16 protein-coding genes are annotated in these 18,875 nt (G+C 57.8%); 9 read left to right on the forward strand and 7 right to left on the reverse strand.

Annotated features, from left to right (window positions below; translation table 11 throughout):
* Positions 1-7: 7 nt before the first annotated feature.
* Positions 8-739, forward strand: a complete 732-nt coding sequence (locus HKX44_RS13185; protein WP_276151788.1) for an SDR family NAD(P)-dependent oxidoreductase — start codon at positions 8-10, stop codon at positions 737-739.
* On the opposite strand, the gene HKX44_RS13190 is transcribed toward HKX44_RS13185, so the two are convergent.
* The 3 genes from HKX44_RS13190 to HKX44_RS13200 are packed head-to-tail and all read right to left on the reverse strand — an operon-like array spanning position 732 to position 3,091.
* Positions 732-1,787, reverse strand: coding sequence for a saccharopine dehydrogenase (locus tag HKX44_RS13190; RefSeq protein WP_276151789.1), 1,056 nt, complete (start codon positions 1,785-1,787; stop codon positions 732-734). The genes HKX44_RS13185 and HKX44_RS13190 overlap by 8 nt on opposite strands.
* Complete coding sequence (locus tag HKX44_RS13195) at positions 1,784-2,401, reverse strand: glutathione S-transferase family protein (protein WP_276151916.1); 618 nt, start codon at positions 2,399-2,401, stop codon at positions 1,784-1,786. The genes HKX44_RS13190 and HKX44_RS13195 overlap by 4 nt, the downstream gene beginning before the upstream one ends.
* Positions 2,402-2,437: 36 nt before the next feature.
* Positions 2,438-3,091 carry a histidine phosphatase family protein gene (locus HKX44_RS13200; protein ID WP_276151790.1) on the reverse strand — a complete coding sequence of 218 codons (654 nt, stop codon included), beginning with the start codon at positions 3,089-3,091 and terminating at the stop codon, positions 2,438-2,440.
* 201 nt (positions 3,092-3,292) lie between these two features.
* Here HKX44_RS13200 and fdhF point away from each other — a divergent pair, with 201 nt between their 5' ends.
* Complete coding sequence (fdhF, locus tag HKX44_RS13205) at positions 3,293-6,061, forward strand: formate dehydrogenase subunit alpha (protein ID WP_276151791.1); 2,769 nt, start codon at positions 3,293-3,295, stop codon at positions 6,059-6,061.
* Between the two features lie 135 nt (positions 6,062-6,196).
* On the opposite strand, the gene HKX44_RS13210 is transcribed toward fdhF, so the two are convergent.
* Positions 6,197-6,898 (reverse strand): response regulator transcription factor, encoded by a 702-nt coding sequence (locus HKX44_RS13210; RefSeq protein ID WP_276151792.1) that lies wholly within the window; start codon positions 6,896-6,898, stop codon positions 6,197-6,199.
* On the reverse strand, positions 6,895-8,802 hold the full coding sequence (locus tag HKX44_RS13215) for a PAS-domain containing protein (protein ID WP_276151793.1): 1,908 nt from the start codon (positions 8,800-8,802) through the stop codon (positions 6,895-6,897). Before HKX44_RS13215 ends, HKX44_RS13210 begins: the two co-directional genes overlap by 4 nt.
* Before the next feature lie 206 nt (positions 8,803-9,008).
* On the opposite strand from HKX44_RS13215, the gene HKX44_RS13220 reads away from it, so the two are divergent.
* The 7 genes from HKX44_RS13220 (at position 9,009) to HKX44_RS13250 (ending at position 17,739) form a co-directional block, all read left to right on the forward strand.
* Positions 9,009-10,982 (forward strand): AMP-binding protein, encoded by a 1,974-nt coding sequence (locus HKX44_RS13220; protein WP_276151794.1) that lies wholly within the window; start codon positions 9,009-9,011, stop codon positions 10,980-10,982.
* 166 nt (positions 10,983-11,148) lie between these two features.
* A complete protein-coding gene (locus tag HKX44_RS13225) occupies positions 11,149-11,967 on the forward strand; it encodes an ABC transporter ATP-binding protein (RefSeq protein ID WP_276151795.1) in 819 nt (272 codons plus the stop codon).
* Between the two features lie 48 nt (positions 11,968-12,015).
* Positions 12,016-13,023, forward strand: a complete 1,008-nt coding sequence (locus HKX44_RS13230) for a branched-chain amino acid ABC transporter permease (protein ID WP_276151796.1) — start codon at positions 12,016-12,018, stop codon at positions 13,021-13,023.
* Between the two features lie 79 nt (positions 13,024-13,102).
* Positions 13,103-14,215, forward strand: a complete 1,113-nt coding sequence (locus tag HKX44_RS13235; protein WP_276151797.1) for a branched-chain amino acid ABC transporter permease — start codon at positions 13,103-13,105, stop codon at positions 14,213-14,215.
* 72 nt (positions 14,216-14,287) lie between these two features.
* Entirely contained in the window at positions 14,288-15,571 is a 1,284-nt protein-coding gene (locus tag HKX44_RS13240) for an ABC transporter substrate-binding protein (RefSeq protein ID WP_276151798.1), read from the forward strand.
* 70 nt (positions 15,572-15,641) lie between these two features.
* Positions 15,642-16,478, forward strand: a complete 837-nt coding sequence (locus tag HKX44_RS13245; RefSeq protein WP_276151799.1) for an ABC transporter ATP-binding protein — start codon at positions 15,642-15,644, stop codon at positions 16,476-16,478.
* An 82-nt stretch (positions 16,479-16,560) separates the two neighbouring features.
* Positions 16,561-17,739, forward strand: a complete 1,179-nt coding sequence (locus HKX44_RS13250) for a phenylacetate--CoA ligase family protein (protein ID WP_276151800.1) — start codon at positions 16,561-16,563, stop codon at positions 17,737-17,739.
* 111 nt (positions 17,740-17,850) lie between these two features.
* Here HKX44_RS13250 and HKX44_RS13255 read toward each other — a convergent pair whose 3' ends face one another.
* Positions 17,851-18,387: a gamma carbonic anhydrase family protein gene (locus HKX44_RS13255; RefSeq protein ID WP_276151801.1), complete on the reverse strand. Its 537-nt coding sequence runs from the start codon at positions 18,385-18,387 to the stop codon at positions 17,851-17,853.
* A 171-nt stretch (positions 18,388-18,558) separates the two neighbouring features.
* A complete protein-coding gene (locus tag HKX44_RS13260) occupies positions 18,559-18,756 on the reverse strand; it encodes a hypothetical protein (RefSeq protein WP_276151802.1) in 198 nt (65 codons plus the stop codon).
* Positions 18,757-18,875: the final 119 nt, after the last annotated feature.

Genomic DNA, 18,875 nt, shown 5'->3' on the forward strand with positions numbered 1-18,875 from the left:
AGGAAAGATGAAAGACTGGCAAGGAAAACGCTATTGGTTGGTTGGGGCCAGTGACGGTTTGGGGGCGGCATTGGCGCAAAAGCTAAGCCGCGCCGGTGCCGAAGTTATCCTGTCGGCACGTTCGGAGGACAAGCTGGCGGCACTGGCGGCATCCCTGCCGGGCAAGGCCAGTTATCAGGCGATAGACGTGGCGGACACCGAGAGCGTAAAAGCGGCCGCCGCGGCGGTGGGTGCGGTGGATGGCGTGGTGTTTTTGGCCGGTGTCTATTGGCCCTTCGGTGCCAAGGAATGGGACGCGGATCAGGCCACGGCCATGGCAGACGTCAACTTTACCGGCTTGGTGCGGGTGATGGGGCAGGTGGTGCCGGCGATGGTGGCGCGTGACGCGGGGCATATCGTGATCACCTCCAGCTTGACGGGTTTTCGCGGCTTGCCCGGTTCGATCGGCTATACCGCATCCAAGGCGGGCACCATGTCGCTGGCGGAATGCATGTACGCCGATCTGCGTAAAACCGGTGTGCAGGTGCAGGTGGTGAACCCCGGATTCATCAAAACACAACTGACGGCGAAGAACGATTTCAAAATGCCCTTCCTAATGGAAGCCGAAGATGCGGCGCAGGAAATGTTCGAACATATGAACACGGAAAGCTTCAAGAAAAGCTTTCCGTGGCTGTTTTCATGGCTGTTCCGGGCCAGCCAGGTGTTGCCCGACTGGCTGTATTTCCGGATCTTCAGTTAAGGGCATCCATGTGGCTGGCAAAGGTTGCCCGCGCCCGTGACCAGACACCGTCTTGGTCGGTTTCCAGTTGCATCAGCGTTGGCAGGAGTTGACCGGCAAAGTCTTGCGAGCTTTCCAAGGGTAACATCGACGGCAGGTTGTCGATGGCCATGACATCCATCACCGGATCCGTGTGAACCCGGAGGGCAGGCGCGGCCCAAGTGGTGGCGCGGTCATAGACCGGCACAGGGTTGTAATCGCTGTCAGGGTCGCAAGCGATATCACCAATGACGCTAAGACTGCGCGGCGCGGTCAGCGCAGTTTTCGGCACAAACACGGGGGTTTGCGGGCCGGCCAGAATGCAGTTCAGAAAGATGTCATGGGACAGGATTTCGGGGAAAGGGCCGCCGTGGGAGGTTTCCTTCATGTCCCAGCCAGTGACGGGTGCGCCCATCGCCTTGCACAGATCCGCAGCACCGGTGCCCACACGGCCCAAGGCCCCGATGATCAGCGCGGTTGGGGGGCTGCATGCGGCCTGCATGTCGCCGGCCAGATCGGTTTTCAGCGCCTCAGCATTGGCATAGGGGGTAACCGGTCCGCATTGCGCGTCGCGCTGCTGCGCCGCCCATGCCTTGAGCGAGACCGCGGCACCGGCAAAGCCAGCCCAATAGCCAAAGGCGGCAACGCGTCGGCCCGCCTCATTGGTGAGGTATTCCAGATCAAGCAGGGTGCCGCCACCGGCCTGAAACCGGCGCAGCAAGGTCTGGCCGGAAAGCTGCCCCTTGAAGGCATGGCCGAACATGATGTGTGTATGGGGCAGGGGGGTGCCGTCATCGGGCAGTTCCTTGAGGCCAAAGATGATCGCATCCGACGGCGCGTCCGGCCATGAATGCATCGCCGCGATGGCGCATCCTGTGGCGACGTATTCTGCGGTTTCAATGGCACGGGTGCCGCAGGCCTCGACAGTAACGTCAAAGCCCTGTGCCATCAGGGCGGTAACCCCTTCGGGGGTGACCCCGACGCGTGTTTCGTTTTCGCGCTGTTCGGCGCGGACCCAGATATGTGTCATAACATGCCCTTTTTACGGATGGTTTTAACGCTGTCACGGGCTTCCATGCGGGCCAGATAGGCCCCGATTTGCGGAAATTCGGCAAGGGGGACTCCGTCACCGGCCAGCCAGCTACAGACAATAAAGAGATAGGGATCGGCAAGCGACAGGTGATCGCCACCGACAAAATCCCCGCGCAGGCAGTCGGATTGCACATATGCTGCACAGTCGGACATGGTTTGCGCCACTTTGGCGGTCATGTCTTCATGGCTGGACTGTTGGTCGGCCCAACGGCTGCCGCGCAGCTTGTGGGCATGGGCCACATGCATGGTTGAGGCGAGGTAATACATGACACTGCGCATATGGGCGGTATCTTCGGGGTCTTGCGGGACCAGCCCCGCTTCCGGTGCCAGTGCCGCGATATAGTCGAGCAAGGCTCCGGTTTCGGTCAGAACGCCGCCCTTGTCGGTGATCAGGGCCGGCACGCGGCCTTTTGGGTTTAGCGCAAGGTAGTCGGGGTGGGTTTGCCCGGCGGTGGCGAAATCCACTTTGATGGGATCATAGTTCAGCCCTGCCTCTTCTAATGCGATGGCAACAGCGACAGATATGGTGCCGGGGGCGAAGTAGAGTTTCATCATGGTCGGACCTTTCGCGGGTCGGCCAAGCGTCGGTCAGATATGAGTCTGTGCGACGCGGCGTTCAGGAGTTTCAAGATGCGGCACGGCGTTGAACAGAACAGGTGACCAGTGTCCGCCAATCGGAAACAGACGGTGCATCGAAGTATGCATGATCGCTAGGGCCAGACGGGCCATGGCCGGTATATCCAGATGCATTGCCTGCGACATGGCCATCGAGATCAGCCCGCCGGACGTCACCACCAGCGCGGGGCCGCTGCCGGCGGCAATTTCTTGCAGGGCATCATTGACGCGGGTGTGGAATTGCTCCCAGGTTTCCGGTGTGTCCTCGATTTTGCCGTCTTTCCAATAGGTAAAGACAGTGGGGAGGTGCGTGGTGAATGCGCCTTGCTCTGTGGGGAATGCGATGTTGTGTTGTTCTTCCAGCAGTTTGGCCATGGTGAAATATTCAAGTTCATTCAGGCGCGGGTCGCGGACAGCATCCAGTCCGGTCTGCATGCCGTCTGCTGTTTCGATATGGCGACGCAGGGTGCCGGTATAAAGCCGGGTGTGGTGGGTGGCGCTGTCCTGAAGATAGCCCCCCAGCCAGCCGGCTTGTTCATGGCCAAGATCGCTGAGCCGGTCATAGCTGAGTTCGTCTTTGGCACCGGAATTGGCCTGACCGTGGCGGATGAGGGTGATGTGGGACATGAGGCGGCTCCTTTGGGTGCTTTGATAGGCGAGCGCGGCGCGGGTTGAAAGTGCCGCTGAGTTTAATTGGCAAGATGAAGGGCAGGTCGCGCCTATCGGAAACCCTGCTTGGCGTAAAACTGGAGCAGGGTGTCGGGAATGGGACTCCTTGCCGGCTCTTTGAAACGCTATAAAACCTGAACGATAAGCAGGAGAAGCTTCATGGCGGATAAGATTACATTCACGCTTGACGGAAAAACTGTCGAGGCGGAGAGCGGTCTGACGATTTGGGAAGTTGCCAATGGCCGTGGCCTTGTGATCCCGCACTTGTGTCACAAACCCGCCCCCGGATACCGCCCGGATGGCAACTGTCGTGCCTGTATGGTCGAGATCGAAGGCGAACGCACGCTGGCGGCCTCCTGTATTCGTGAACCCGCTGAGGGGATGGTCGTGACCACCAACAATGCGCGTGCCCAATCGGCGCGCAAGATGGTGATGGAGTTGTTGATGGCGGACCAGCTGGACGAGGCGGTTGCCCATGACCGGTCCAGCCATTTGTTCGATATGGCCGCGCTGAACGGGGTTGACGCCAGCCGTTTCCCGAAATTGGAAGAAGGCCGCATTCCGCTGTTGGATGACAGCCATGTTGCGATGTCTGTCAATCTGGATGCCTGTATTCAATGTGGTCTGTGTGTGCGGGCCTGCCGAGAGGTGCAGGTCAACGATGTGATCGGCATGTCGGGGCGGGGCCATGACAGCTATCCCACGTTCGATCTGGCGGACCCGATGGGCACGTCCAGCTGCGTGGCCTGCGGGGAATGTGTGCAGGCCTGCCCAACAGGCGCTTTGATGCCATCGAGCGTGGTAGATGCCGATCAGGTGGGCGACAGCGCGGATTTTGACAAGGAAGTCGAGAGCATCTGCCCGTTCTGTGGTGTCGGATGTCAGATTTCATTGAAGATCAAAGATGACAAAGTGAAATACGTCGAGGGCATTAATGGCCCTGCGAACGAAGGGCGGCTGTGTGTGAAAGGCCGGTTCGGGTTTGATTATATCCACCATGACCACCGGCTGACCAAGCCGCTGATCCGTCGCGAGGATGCGCCGGCCAAGGGGTTGAACGTGGATCCGGGCAACTGGCAGGAGTTCTTCCGAGAGGCGGAATGGGATGAAGCGCTGGATTTCGCGGCCAAAGGGCTGAAGGACATCGGCGGCACCGGTGTTGCCGGTTTCGGCTCAGCGAAATGCACCAACGAGGAAGCCTATCTGTTCCAGAAGATGATCCGGCAGGGGTTTGGTCATAACAACGTCGATCACTGCACACGTCTGTGTCACGCGTCCTCTGTTGCGGCGCTGATGGAGAACGTGGGGTCTGGCGCTGTGACTGCGACGTTTAACGAGATTGAGAACGCCGATGTGGCCATTGCGATTGGGTGTAACCCGATTGAAAACCACCCCGTTGCGGCGACCTATTTCAAGCAGTTCACCAAGCGCGGTGGCAAGCTGATTGTGATGGACCCGCGGGGGCAGGCGCTTAAGCGGTTCTCGTCGCATATGCTGCAATTCCGGCCCGGCACCGATGTGTCGATGTTGAATGCGATCATGCATGTGATTGTCGAGGAAGAACTGTACGACAAGCAGTATATCGATGCCTACACCGAGAATTGGGAAGCGGAAAAAGAGCATCTGAAAGACTTTACCCCCGAGAAGATGGCGGAGGTTTGCGGCATCGACGCCGAGACCCTGCGCGATGTGGCGCGTACCTTTGCTGGCGCAAAGGCGGCGATGATTTTCTGGGGCATGGGGGTCAGCCAGCACATTCACGGAACTGACAATTCGCGCTGTCTGATTTCACTGGCGTTGATGACCGGCCAGGTTGGGCGCCCTGGTGCTGGCCTGCACCCGCTGCGTGGTCAGAACAATGTGCAGGGTGCTTCGGATGCTGGTCTGGTGCCGATGTTCCTGCCGGATTATCAGTCAGTGATGAACGACGGGGTGCGCTCGGCCTTCACGGAGGTCTGGAAATCGGAGGATTTCTCCAACCAGAAAGGTCTGACCGTAACCGAGATCATGGACGCGGTGCATGATGGCGATATCAAGGGCATGTATGTGCTGGGGGAAAACCCGGCGATGTCTGACCCTGACGTGGAACATGCCCGGGATGCGCTGGCCAAGCTGGAGCATCTGGTGGTGCAGGATCTTTTCATCACGGAAACCGCAAATTTCGCGGATGTGATCCTGCCGGCGAGTGCCTTTGCCGAGAAAGCGGGCACGGTTACCAATACCAACCGTCAGGTGCAGATGGGCCGTCCGGCGGTGCCACCGCCGGGTGAGGCGCGCGAGGACTGGTGGATCGAGGTGGAGTTGGCCAAACGTCTGGGGCTGGGGTGGGATTACACATCCCCTGCGGATGTTTTTGCCGAGATGAAGCTGAACATGAAATCGCTGGATAATATCACTTGGGACCGGCTGGAGCGTGAAAACGCAGTGACCTATCCGTCGCTGTCGCCCGAGGACCCCGGTCAGGCGATTGTATTTGCGGATGGTTTCCCGCGGCCCGACGGGCGCGCGCGGTTTACGCCTGCGTCGATTATTGCGCCGGATGATGTGCCCGATGAAGAGTTCCCGATGATCCTGACTACCGGACGGCAGTTGGAGCATTGGCACACGGGTTCAATGACGCGGCGTTCTAAGGTGCTGGACGGATTGGAACCGGAAGCGAATTGTTCTTTGCATCCCAGCACCCTGCGTAAACTGGGTGTGACACCCGGAGAAGCGGTGCGGTTGTCGACCAAGCGCGGTACGATCGAGATTATGGCCCGTGAGGATCGCGCGGTCATGCCTGATATGGTGTTCCTGCCTTTTGCCTATGTGGAGGCCGCGGCGAATATTTTGACCAATCCGGCGGTGGACCCTTACGGGAAAATCCCGGAGTTCAAATTTTCCGCTGTAAAGGTTGAGGCTGTTGTGGAACCGGCTACAGCGGGGTGAACACGATTAGCGCCCGAAACGGGCGCAGATGATTCTATTTTGCTGAGGGGGACTTTGCCCCCCAGACCCCCCACAGCATTTAAGGCCAAAAAGAGAAGAAAGCTGTTTGGCTGAAGATGGCGCACAGCAGGGTGGTCAGCCCCAAGTGACATCGCCGAGAAAGATGTATCCGGCACCGTAGATTGTTTTGATCAGGCGCGGGTTTTTTGGGTCTTCGCGCAGTTTTGTACGCAGCCGCGAAATCCGCACATCCATGGCCCTGTCAAAGGACTCAGAGGCGGCACCGCCAAGGCTTTCTTGCATCTGGGTGCGGCTGATCAGACGTTTGGGGCTTTCCAGAAAGAGCCGCAAGACTTCGCTTTCTGCATGGGAAAACGGTATCTCCTCGCCTTCGGTATCGCATAGAACATAGCTGTCGAAATAGGCGGTCCAGCCGTTGAAGCTGGCGGTATTGCCGGTGGCAGTTGCGGATTTGGGGCTGCGCAGGCGGGCGCGGATGCGGGCCACCACTTCGGTCGGATCGAAGGGTTTGATGATGTAGTCATCGGCACCCAGTTCAAGCCCCGTCACGCGGTCCTGCACCTGCGCGCGGCCGGAAATGATGATCACAACCGCGCCCAGTTCAAGGGCCAGCCGGTGGACCAGCGTCAGCCCGTCGGTGTCGGGCAAGCTGAGATCGACAAGGCAGACATCGGGGGTGCGTTTGGCCAGCGCCGCCTCAAAGGCGCGGGCGCGGGCGAAGCTGAGGGTGTCAAAGCCGGCCTCTTCCAGCGCATCGGCCAGAAGGGTGCGAATTTCGGGTTCATCGTCCAGAATGGTGACGAGGGGGCGGGTCATTCAGGGGCCTCGCGCGTTGGAGTGATAAGAGCCGCGAGATCATCCGCGGTGAAGGGTTTGCGCAGCACCGGGGCCAGCCGCTGACCACTGCGGAACAAAGCGTTGTCAGGCGGCAGCGAAGTCATCAGCAGCATTGGCACACGGTCTGCATTGCGCTGGGCAAGGTCGAGGCCGGTGGCTTCGCCGACCAGCTGGATATCGGAAAGAATCATTGCGATATCGGGCAGATCGGCAAGCAGGGCCGTGGCTTCGTCGGCGCTGATGGCTTCGATGACGGAATGGCCCAGATGCATCAGCATATCACGTACAGATGCGCGGATGTCGCCGTCGTCCTCGACCAGCAGCACGAGACCGGTGGTGGCCGGCAGAGCGGCGCGGTAGGGCAGGCGCAGGGTGATCAGCGCGCCGGTGTCGCCGTTGCGCAGGCGCAGGTCGCCGCCGGCAGATTTCGCCATATCATAGACCATCGAGAGGCCCAGTCCGCTGCCTTCGCTGGCCTTGGTGGTGAAAAAGGGGTCGATGCCGCGTTCAAGGGCGATGGGCGAGAAACCGGGGCCGGAATCCTCGACGGTCCATTCGATCCAAGTGTCGTTTACAACCCGTTGTTTCAGGGTGATATTTCCCGCCGCACCGCAGGCATCGCGGGCGTTCAGGATCAGGTTTAACAGGCTGTCGGTGATATGCCCCTTGTCCAGCAGCACCGCCTGATCCGGGGCGTTGTTTTCGATGACAAGTGTCATTCCATCGGGCAGGGCCGGGTTTGCCAGCGTGGCAAGATCACTCAGCACCGTTGCAGGGGCCGTGGCGGTGGGGCGCTGGGCGCGCGGGCCGGTGACATCGGCAATTGAGCTGAGCAGGGTGCCGCCGCGCCGTGCTGCCGCGAGGGTGCCGTTCACCAGTTCAAGTGCCTGTTCGGGCAGGTCCGGCAGGCGGCCAAGCCGGGATTGCATCCCTAGAATGATCGTCAGCAGGTTGGAAAAGTCATGCGCCAACCCTGAAATCATTTGTGCGGCCAGCTCGCGTTTGCGGGTTTGTTGCAGAGCGACGCGGGTTTGGGTTTCCTCGGTGATGTCCATCGACAGGATATAGGCCCCGCCGAGGGTATCGGGCGTAAAGGCGGCGCGGATGCGGCGGGCGGAGGCATCATGGGTGAATTCCTTGATTGCGGCGATGCCGTTGAAAGCGTCCTTCAGTGCGGGTTCGATACGCTCGTAAGCTTGCGCACCCAGGGCTGCGCTGATGTGCAGCCCGGCAATATCGGTAGGCCGGCCCGGCATTACTGTAGACAGTTTGTTGTTGGAAAACGTGTAGTGCCCGTTGGCATCAACATGGGCGATATGGGCCGGCATCATTTGGGTGGTCAGACGGGTGCGGGCCTCGGAAGCTGTTAGTTGCCGTTTGGTTTCTTCAAGGGTGGTGATCATCGCGGCCAGTTTGCGGTTTGTTGCGGACAGTTGTTCGGCATGGGCAAGCACCTGATCCGACAGCGCATCCGAGCGTGCGCTGAGCAGGGCCTCTTGTTGTTTGGTCGCGGTGATGTCGGTGTAAACAGTCACCCAGCCGCCTTGCGGCAGGGGGGACCCCTCGACGCTGATGGTGCAGCCGTTTGCGCGGGTGCGTTCCATGTAGTGCGGCTTGAAAGCCAGAGCCTGATCAATGCGTTCGTTCACAAAGCTGTCGACATCTTCGACCGGCCCGTATTCGCCACGGGCGGCAAGGTGACGGATGGTTTCGCGAAAGGTGGCCCCCGGTGTGACCAGCCTGTCGGGCAAGCTGAACATTTGTTGGAACGGAGCGTTGGAGACCACAAGTTGCAAGTTAGAATCGTAGATTGTCAGGGCCTGTGCAATCAGGTTTAACCCGGCGCTGGTCATCGCTTTGGCTTGTTCGTCGGTGATCTGCATCAGGGCCTCCTGCCTTATCGCTAGCACTGAAGCCGCGCGAGGCAAAGGGCCTGAAGGGTGTCTGGTGGCGCTGTTACATTTCGTAAGGTTTTAGAAAAATTCAGGAAAAAGTTGACCTCCACGCTGTAGCCATCATCCTGATGGATGGGGGAATCGCATAAAGCGGTCGATCCTGCCGAATAGGGCAGGTTAGGGAGGACATAACTTTGGCAACGCCACTGACGCGCGCCGACGGACCACAGTCCGTTCCGGCGCTACTGCATCGTAACGCCACCAAATTCGCGGACGCACCGGCGTACCGTGAAAAAGAATATGGTATCTGGCAAAGCTGGACCTGGTCGCAGACCCGCGACGAGGTTGAGGCGCTGGCGCTGGGCCTGATGGAAATGGGCATCAACGAGGGCGATTTTGTTGCGATCATCGGACGCAACCGCCCATATCTTTATTGGGCGATGATGGCCGCAGAGATGTGCGGCGCTGTGCCTGTGCCGCTGTATCAGGACGCCAACGCCGAAGAGATGGCCTATGTGATGAGCCACTGCGGTGCGCGTTTTGCCATCGTGGGAGATCAGGAGCAGGTCGACAAGATTCTGGAAGTCGAAGAGCAGCTGTCTGAGTTCGAGCAGATGATTTACCTCGATCCGCGCGGTTTGCGCAAATATGATCACGGCGCGATGAAGCAATATTCCAACGTGCAGGAAATCGGCCGCCAGTTCCGCGACAAACACATTAAGGAGCTGGAAGCACGTCAAGCCAAGCTGGATTACGACAGCACAGGCGTGATGCTTTATACTTCAGGCACAACCGGCAAGCCCAAGGGCGTGGTTCTGAGCAACCGCAACGTCATCGAGACTGCCAAGTCGTCTTCCGAATTCGACGGGCTGCGTCAGAGTGATGATATTCTAGCCTATTTGCCGATGGCATGGGTGGGTGATTTTATCTTTTCCGTTGGGCAATCCCTGTGGACCGGGTTCTGCACCAACTGCCCGGAATCCGCAGACACCATGCATGTGGATCTGCGCGAGATTGGCCCGACCTATTACTTTGCCCCGCCGCGGGTATTCGAAACGCAGCTGACCAATGTGATGATCCGCATGGAAGACGCCAGCCGCATGAAAAAATGGCTGTTCGATACCTTCATGGCCCATGCCCGCAAGGTTGGACCGGCGATTCTGGATGGCAAAAGCGTCAGCCAATGGGACCGGTTTAAATACAAGCTGGGCGAAGCGTTTGTCTATGGGCCGCTGAAGAACACCCTCGGGTTTTCACGTGTGCGGGTCGGCTATACGGCGGGTGAAGCGATCGGGCCGGAAATCTTTGATTTCTATCGGTCCTTGGGGATCAACCTGAAACAGCTTTACGGCCAGACCGAAGCCACAGTGTTTATCACCGCGCAGCCGGATGGCGAAGTGCGCAGTGATACGGTGGGCGTCACATGCCCCGGTGTGGAGCTGAAAATCGCCGAGAATGGCGAAGTATTTTATCGCTCGCCGGGCGTTTTTGTGGAGTATTACAAAAACCCCGAAAGCACCGCCGATACCAAGGATGCCGAAGGTTGGGTCGCCACAGGCGACGCGGGCTTTATCGAGGAAAGCTCGGGGCATTTGCGGATCATCGACCGGGCCAAGGACGTGGGCCAGATGGCGAGCGGATCGTTGTTTGCGCCAAAATACGTCGAGAACAAGCTGAAGTTCTTTCCGAATATTCTGGAGGCTTTGGTTTTTGGCAACGGCAAGGATGAATGTACAGCCTTTATCAATATCGACCTGACTGCGGTTGGTAACTGGGCGGAACGCAATAACATTGGCTATGCCTCCTATCAGGAACTGGCCCAGCATCCGCAAGTGGTTTCGCAGATTCAGGATCACGTCGAAGCGGTAAACGCATCGGTGGCCGAGGACGAGATGCTGTCAGGGTGTCAGGTGCATCGCTTTGTTGTGCTGCACAAGGAACTGGATGCTGATGACGGTGAATTGACACGTACCCGCAAGGTGCGCCGCCGGATCATCGAAGATAAGTATGCTGATATCATCGCGGCACTTTACGACGGGTCGGTAGAGGTCAGCACCGAGACGGAAGTGACCTATGAAGACGGGCGCAAGGGGTCGATCAAAGCGACGCTGGGTGTGCGGGACGCAAAGGTCATACCGGTGACACCAACAAGAATGGCGGCGGAATGAGCGTGCGATCTAGGTTCGCGCTGATGCCACGCTTTTGTCTGTTGCCGCAGGCGGCAGACAATGCGCGGCGCGCGGCGTCATCCCGGATGTCGGGTGTGAACGCAGCTGTCGCGCTCGGGGAGGGGACAGTTTTGAGTTTAATTTGCAAGATGAAGGATGGGGCGGCGTGAAAGATATTGCTGAAAGCTATGTCACAACGGACGGGCGCACCATTGGGCCTGTTGTGATGGAGATGAAGAATATTACCCTTAGATTTGGCGGCGTTGAGGCGATCAAGGATATCTCCTTTAACATCCGTGAAGGGGAAATTCGCGCCATCATCGGGCCGAACGGCGCGGGTAAATCGTCGATGCTGAATGTCATCTCGGGGTTCTATGTGCCGCAGGAGGGCGAGGTTTGGTACAAGGGCGCGCGTCGGCCGGCGATGAAACCTTTCGAGGTTGCCCGGCAGGGGATTGCGCGGACATTTCAGAACATTGCCCTGTTTGAAGGGATGAGCGTTCTGGACAATGTGATGACCGGACGGCTGACCCATATGAAAACAGGGTTGTTTGCGCAGTCGCTGTGGAAGGGTAAAGCCGAGGCCGAGGAAATCGAGAACCGCGAAGTGGCGGAGAAGATTATTGATTTTCTTGAGATTCAGGCGATCCGCAAGACACCTGTCGCGCGTCTGCCTTACGGTTTGAAGAAACGGGTTGAGTTGGCGCGGGCCTTGGCCGCGGAGCCGTCGATCCTGCTTTTGGATGAACCGATGGCGGGGATGAACGTCGAGGAAAAAGAGGACATGAGCCGCTTTATTCTGGATGTGAACGATGAATTTGGCACCACGATTGCACTGATCGAGCACGATATGGGTGTGGTGATGGACCTGTCTGATCGGGTTGTTGTGATGGATTACGGCAAGAAGATCGGCGACGGCACACCGGATGACGTGCGTAACAATCAGGATGTGATTGATGCCTATCTGGGGGTTGCCCATGACTAATTCATACGGTCCCGATCCACTTATTGCCGGTTTGCAGGGGGCATTACGATGAACGAACAACTCGCCTTTACGATTGAGGTTTTTGCCAACGGGCTGATGGCGGGGGTGCTTTATGCGCTGGTCGCTTTGGGGTTCGTTCTGATTTACAAAGCCTCTGGAATTTTCAATTATGCCCAAGGTGTTATGGCGCTTTTTGCGGCGATGACGCTGGTTGGTATTCAGAACGGGCAGGTGCCATTTGCCCATCTGATCAACGCGATTTTTGGCACTGAAATTCACCATTTTGGCTGGCATGTACATTCGTTTCTCGCGATCCTGTTGACAGTGGTTGTGATGATTGCGCTGGCCTGGATGGTGCAGCAGTTTGTGTTCAAGCATCTGGTGGGTCAGGAGCCGATCATTCTGTTTATGGCGACCATCGGTCTGGCCTATTTCCTTGAAGGGGTGGCGGATCTGATGTGGGGGTCCGAGCTTAAGGCGTTGAACGTCTGTGCCGCGGAAGGAGCTTGCCTGCCGCAGGGGATGAACCTGTGGCTTGAGGGCACGACCTATGAGGCGCTGGGATACGGGTTCTTCATCGACAACCTTGATATTGTTGCGACAATTGTTGCCGCTGTGCTGGTCGCCGGGTTGATCATGTTTGCCCAGTACACAAAGCAGGGCCGCGCGATGCGGGCCGTGGCGGATGACCATCAGGCAGCCTTGTCGGTTGGTGTATCGCTGAACTTTATCTGGGTTCTGGTGTGGTCATTGGCGGGGTTTGTCGCGCTGGTTGCCGGCATCATGTGGGGCGCCAAATCAGGTGTGCAGTTTTCGCTGTCGCTGATCGCCCTCAAGGCGCTGCCGGTGTTGATGCTGGGAGGCTTTACGTCGATCCCCGGGGCCATTGTGGGTGGTTTGATCATCGGTGTGGGCGAGAAGTTGTTTGAGTTCTTGATTGGCGCGCCCTTCCTTGGCGGGGCCACGGAGAACTGGTTTGCTTACATGCTGGCGCTCGTGTTCCTGGTGTTCCGTCCGCAGGGCTTGTTCGGGGAGAAGATCATTGAGCGTGTTTGATGCCATGCGGCGCGTGGGTTTCACCCACCTTACAACAAAAACCGTAGGGTGGGCGCATTCCACCACATTGGAGGCGTAAATGTTCTACCGTGAAGCAGGCGATTTCAACACGTCCTACGCCGAGGACCAGCAGACCTTTCCGATCAAATTTGACCGGTATCGCTATTACGTGGTGTTGTTCATCGCGATTGTGATCATCCCGTTTGTGATCAATGACTATTGGGCCAACTCTTTGTTGTTGCCCTTCCTGATCTACGCCATTGCGGCGCTGGGGTTGAACATCCTGGTCGGGTATTGCGGGCAGGTCAGCCTTGGTACCGGCGGGTTTATGGCGGTGGGGGCCTATTCCTGCTACAAGTTCATGACCGGCGTGGATATCTGGTGGGGCGGTGAACTGCTGTTCCGTTTGCCAGAGTTCAACATCTTTTTCAGCATCATCATGGGCGGTGTCATGACCGCGATCGTGGGTGTGTTGTTCGGTTTGCCGTCCTTGCGGATCAAAGGGTTTTACCTTGCCGTGGCGACACTGGCGGCGCAGTTCTTCCTTGTATGGCTGTTCAACCGTGTGGCTTGGTTTTACAACTATTCCGCGTCGGGCCAGATTTCTGCGCCAGAGCGTGAACTGTTCGGGGTATTGATCACCGGACCCAGCACCCCGGCATGGGCGACCTACCTGTTCTGTCTGTTCTTCACGGTTGTCTGTGCGATTGTGGCGCGCAACATGACCCGCGGTGCGGCAGGGCGTAAATGGATGGCCATCCGCGACATGGACATCGCTGCCGAGATCATCGGGGTGAACCCGCTGCGCGCCAAGCTGACGGCCTTTGCGGTATCCTCGTTTTTTATCGGGATTTCGGGTGCCTTGTTCTTTGCGGTCTATCTGGGCGCGGTCGAAGTTGGCGAAGCCTTTAGCATCACAAAATCGTTTCTGGTGTTGTTCATGATTATCATCGGCGGCTTGGGCAGCATCTTTGGCTCTTTTGCCGGGGCGGCGTTCCTTGTGGTCCTGCCGGTTGCCCTTAAGATTGTCGGCGTTGACTGGTTCGGCTGGCCGACGGACATCGTGGCGCATTTGCAGTTGGTTGTTGTGGGCGGGTTGATTGTAATCTTCCTGATTGCCGAACCGCACGGGATTGCCCAGCTGTGGCGTGTTGCAAAAGAGAAGTTGAGATTGTGGCCGTTCCCCCACTAGGGGCGCCACGTGAAGAACGCGGGATGAACCCGCGAGACGACAATCGGATAATATCCAAGGGAGGAAACACCGATGAAATATAAACTAGGTACAATGGCCGTGGCCACGATGATGGCGGCAAGCCCTGTCATGGCTGACCTTGTGTTCCCGTCACTGAGCTATCGCACGGGTCCTTATGCGGCGGGTGGTATCCCGTTCGCGGATGGCTATGCGGATTACTTCACCATGTTGAATGCCCGCGACGGCGGCATCGGTGGCGTAATGACCAAGGTTCTGGAATGCGAAACCGGTTATAACACCGAAAAGGGTGTTGAGTGTTATGAAAGCACCAAAGGCGAAGGTTCGCTGGTGTATCAACCGCTGTCCACCGGCATCACCTACCAGTTGATCCCCAAGACAACAGCCGACAACATTCCGATGCACACAATGGGCTATGGCCGGACATCCGCCGCAAATGGCGATGTGTTCAGCCACACGTTCAACTATCCTGCGAACTACTGGAACGGTGCCTCTGGTGCGGTTAACTATCTCTTGAACGAGAATGGCGGTTCACTTGAAGGCAAGAAAATTGCGCTGGTTTACCACAACTCTGCATACGGCAAAGAGCCGATCCGCACCCTGACTGAGCTGTCCAAAAAGCATGGCTTTGAGTTCAAGGAAGTGCCAGTTGACCACCCCGGTCAGGAGCAGAAATCGCAGTGGTTGCAGATCCGTCGCGACAAGCCTGACTATGTGATCATGTACGGCTGGGGCGTGATGAACCAGGTTGCGGTTCAGGAAGCCGCGAACATCCGTTTCCCGATGGAGAACTTTATCGGCATCTGGTGGTCCGGTTCTGAAAACGACGTGCTGGCAGCGGGTGACGCGGCCAACGGGTACAAAGCGTTGACGTTCCACGGCGTGGGCGACGATTTCCCCGTATTCGACGACATCAAAAAACACGTAGTTGATGCGGGCAATGCGGCCGGTGCTGGCGACCAGATCGGTACAGTTCTGTACAACCGTGGTCTTTATGCGGCGATGCTGGCGGCGGAAGCTGTGAAAACGGCGCAGGAAATCCACGGTGTTGCAGACATCACAGCGGCGCAAATGCGTGACGGGATGGAAGCCCTGTCGATCACCGAAGAAAAGATGGCGGCCCTTGGTCTGCCGAACTTTGGTCCGTCCTTTGACGTGTCCTGTGCCAACCACGGTGGCGAAGGCTATGTCGGTGTGACCCAGTGGGATGCATCCGCCAAATCATGGTCGCTGATCTCTGACTTCGCGCCATCCGACATGGATGTGATCGGGGCGTTGGTTGCAGAAGACTCAGCAGCCTATGCCGCTGAAAACAACATCGAAAGCAGCTGTAAATAAGTTGCACTCCCCTGTCCCGTGCGCCACGTGCGGGGCGGGGGTTCTTTTGAATTTTTGAGAGGTTTGCCCCATGCTGGATGACGCAAAAGCCGCCGCCACACAGGTAGAGAACGTGTTGGAGGTCAACAATATCGAAGTGATCTACAACCACGTGATCCTTGTGTTGAAGGGCGTCAGCCTGAATGTGCCCAAGGGCGGGATCACCGCCTTGCTGGGCGGTAACGGCGCGGGCAAGACCACGACGCTCAAGGCGATTTCCGGTCTGCTGGCCAGTGAACGCGGCGAAGTGACCAAGGGCTCGATCAAATATCGCGGTCTGGACATTGCCTATGCCGACCCTGCCGAGACCGTGAAAAAAGGTGTCGTGCAAGTGATGGAAGGCCGTCACTGTTTCGAACACCTGACGATTGAAGAGAACCTGATGACCGGGGCCTATACCCGTTCGGACGGCAAAGGTGCCATCGCCGCAGATCTGGAAATGGTGTATAATTATTTCCCGCGTTTGCGCGAACGGCGTAAATCGCAGGCCGGCTATACCTCGGGTGGTGAACAGCAGATGTGTGCGGTTGGCCGCGCCTTGATGTCCAAGCCTGAGACGATCCTGCTGGACGAGCCGTCCATGGGCCTGGCCCCGCAGCTGGTTGAGCAGATTTTTAACATCGTGAAAGAGATCAACGAAAAGGAAGGGGTGACCTTCCTTCTGGCCGAACAGAATACCAATGTTGCCCTGCGTTTTGCGCATTACGGTTACATTCTGGAATCCGGTCGGGTTGTGATGGATGGTCCCGCTGCGGACCTGCGCGAAAACAAAGATGTTAAAGAGTTCTATCTGGGCATGTCGGATGAGGGCCGCAAAAGCTTTCGCGATGTCCGGTCCTATCGCCGCCGCAAACGCTGGTTGTCCTGACGCCACGCAGGGGCCAACGCCCTATCTACATTTTGCAGCGCCCGAAAGGTGGGCGTCTTGTCCACCCTGATGGGGAAAAGCCATGGCTGACACATATTTTGACGATCTGGAAACCCGCAGCGCGGATGCCCGCGAGGCTGCGCAATTGGCCGCCTTGCAAGAACAGCTGGTGCGCACCAATGTTAACGAAACACTGAGCAGTCTGGCCGATCTGGCCAAGTTGCCGGTGCTGCGTAAATCCGACCTAACCGAAGCGCAGAAGGCCAAGCCGCCGTTCGGCGGGATCAATGTCCAGAACATCACCCATGTGTTCCAGTCACCCGGCCCGATTTATGAGCCCGGTGGCTCTGGCGGGGATTGGTTTCGTATGGGGCGTTTTTTACATGCCGCTGGTCTGGGTGCGGATGATATTGTGCAGAACTGTTTCGGCTATCATTTGACCCCGGCGGGCCACATGTTTGAAAGTGGCGCGCGTGCGGTTGGTGCCAAGGTGCTGCCTGCTGGTGTGGGGCAGACGGAATTGCAGGTCACAGCCGCGCGGGATGTGGGGACGACGGCCTATGCGGGCACGCCCGATTACCTCAAGATCATTCTGGAAAAAGCGGACGAGATGGGGGTGACCCTGAACATCACCAAGGCTGCTGTTGGCGGTGGTGCGTTGTTCCCGTCGCTGCGCCAGTATTACATTGATCGCGGGATTTCCTGCCTGCAATGTTACGCTACTGCGGATGTCGGCAACATCGCCTACGAGAGTGCGGCAATGGAAGGGATGATTCTGGACGAGGGGGTGATTGTCGAGATCGTCACACCGGGCACCGGCACCCCTGTGGCAGAGGGCGAAGTGGGTGAGGTTGTGGTGACAACCCTGAATCCTGATTACCCGTTGATCCGTTTCGCGACCGGTGATTTGTCGGCCTTTATGACCGGCCCGTCGCCCTGTGGCCGTAGTAACCGGCGCATTAAAGGCTGGATGGGCCGCGCTGATCAGACAACCAAGATCAAGGGCATGTTTGTGCGCCCTGAACAGGTGGCCGCCCTTGTCGCGCATCATGACGAGATCACCAAGGCCCGTGTTGTCGCCAGCCGCACAGGTGAACAGGACGTAATGACCGTTCACATCGAAAGCCCGCAAGATGATGCAAAGGCCTACGGACAGTCGGTGGCGCAACTGCTCAAGCTGAAAGGGCAGGTTGTAGTCGTCGCGCCGGGCACTTTGCCAAAAGACGGATTGGTGATCGAGGATCAGCGCAGCTATGACTAAGGCTATTCGAGGTTGACCTGACACCTCACGCGTCCCTTTCCAGGTTCGTTCAGAAGGATGGGGCGTGAAAAAGGGGGCAAGTCTTCCTTGAAACGCAATCGAGTCCTGGGTCTAGCTTTGCAGTTGCTTGATGTTGTCCAGTGACAGCCGATCAATCCCATTTGCATAGTTTTTGGCGTTCAAATGGTAAAAGGCCGCGTTCCGCAGGTTCGCGGCCGCATTGTCGACAGTCTTGATCAGCTTGGCCGGGCTGCCGGCAATGATCGAATTCTTCGGGAAAACCGACCCTTCCGTCACGATCGAATGGCCCGCGACAATGGAATTACTGCCGATCTTGGCACCGTCCATAATGGTTGCGCCAATCCCGATCAGCACCCTGTCGCCGATTTCACACCCATGCAGAACAACGCGGTGGGTAATGGAGCAGTCATCGCCGACAATGGTTGGCGTCGCAAAACCAACGTGGATCATAACGTGGTCTTGGATATTGGTCCGCTCGCCGATCACAATTTCATGCATTTCCGCACGTGTCACAACATAGGGCCAGATTGACGACCCGGCACCAACAGTGACTTTTCCGTATAGAAGAGCGGTATCGTGCACCAAGGCTGGTTCGTTCAAAGTAACGTCGGCACCAATATGTGGCATGTGTCTTCTCCCGTTTTCCAAACCTAGGGCCGATCCTTCAAAAAACGGTAGTCTTTCGTTACGTAAGAGCGCGCGTCTGACCTCAATGTCGATGGGGTAGGAGGTTGGGTTCCGGACCATTGGCCAGGGGCGGAGGGCGCGCGCGCAGTTGGAGACCCGCGCCCTCTTTGATCAACGGCTGTCGTTGTCGGTGCTGACATAGGTGCCGTCATGCACCTTGCGTTCGCGTTCTGATATGTTGCGGGAACTTAGGGCAACCGGGGCTTCACTCTGGGCGAGGGCGGCGGTGTCTGTTGGGTGCCCGCTTTGAGCTGCGAAGCCGGTGCTGGCGGCGAGGGCGATGGCGGTTGTTGCGAAGATCAGTTTCATCTCATTTTCCTTTCTGGGATGTTTCAGGCGGGTGATGTGCCGCGCTGTGTCATGACCTCAACTTGGGGCCTTGCCAGCGTTATCGCAAAACACATGTCTTCAATGACCTGTGTGGTCTG

Origin of the sequence: Sulfitobacter sp. M05, assembly GCF_029285175.1 — a bacterium.
Taxonomy (GTDB): Bacteria; Pseudomonadota; Alphaproteobacteria; order Rhodobacterales; family Rhodobacteraceae; genus Sulfitobacter.

Bases quoted from the DNA above. Each gene is read 5' to 3' on its own strand.
- HKX44_RS13185 (WP_276151788.1), top strand. From the start codon at position 8: ATGAAAGACTGGCAAGGAAAACGCTATTGGTTGGTTGGGGCCAGTGAC.
- HKX44_RS13190 (WP_276151789.1), bottom strand. From the start codon at position 1,787: ATGACACATATCTGGGTCCGCGCCGAACAGCGCGAAAACGAAACACGC.
- HKX44_RS13195 (WP_276151916.1), bottom strand. From the start codon at position 2,401: ATGAAACTCTACTTCGCCCCCGGCACCATATCTGTCGCTGTTGCCATC.
- HKX44_RS13200 (WP_276151790.1), bottom strand. From the start codon at position 3,091: ATGTCCCACATCACCCTCATCCGCCACGGTCAGGCCAATTCCGGTGCC.
- fdhF (WP_276151791.1), top strand. From the start codon at position 3,293: ATGGCGGATAAGATTACATTCACGCTTGACGGAAAAACTGTCGAGGCG.
- HKX44_RS13210 (WP_276151792.1), bottom strand. From the start codon at position 6,898: ATGACCCGCCCCCTCGTCACCATTCTGGACGATGAACCCGAAATTCGC.
- HKX44_RS13215 (WP_276151793.1), bottom strand. From the start codon at position 8,802: ATGCAGATCACCGACGAACAAGCCAAAGCGATGACCAGCGCCGGGTTA.
- HKX44_RS13230 (WP_276151796.1), top strand. From the start codon at position 12,016: ATGAACGAACAACTCGCCTTTACGATTGAGGTTTTTGCCAACGGGCTG.
- HKX44_RS13235 (WP_276151797.1), top strand. From the start codon at position 13,103: ATGTTCTACCGTGAAGCAGGCGATTTCAACACGTCCTACGCCGAGGAC.
- HKX44_RS13240 (WP_276151798.1), top strand. From the start codon at position 14,288: ATGAAATATAAACTAGGTACAATGGCCGTGGCCACGATGATGGCGGCA.
- HKX44_RS13245 (WP_276151799.1), top strand. From the start codon at position 15,642: ATGCTGGATGACGCAAAAGCCGCCGCCACACAGGTAGAGAACGTGTTG.
- HKX44_RS13250 (WP_276151800.1), top strand. From the start codon at position 16,561: ATGGCTGACACATATTTTGACGATCTGGAAACCCGCAGCGCGGATGCC.
- HKX44_RS13255 (WP_276151801.1), bottom strand. From the start codon at position 18,387: ATGCCACATATTGGTGCCGACGTTACTTTGAACGAACCAGCCTTGGTG.
- HKX44_RS13260 (WP_276151802.1), bottom strand. From the start codon at position 18,756: ATGAAACTGATCTTCGCAACAACCGCCATCGCCCTCGCCGCCAGCACC.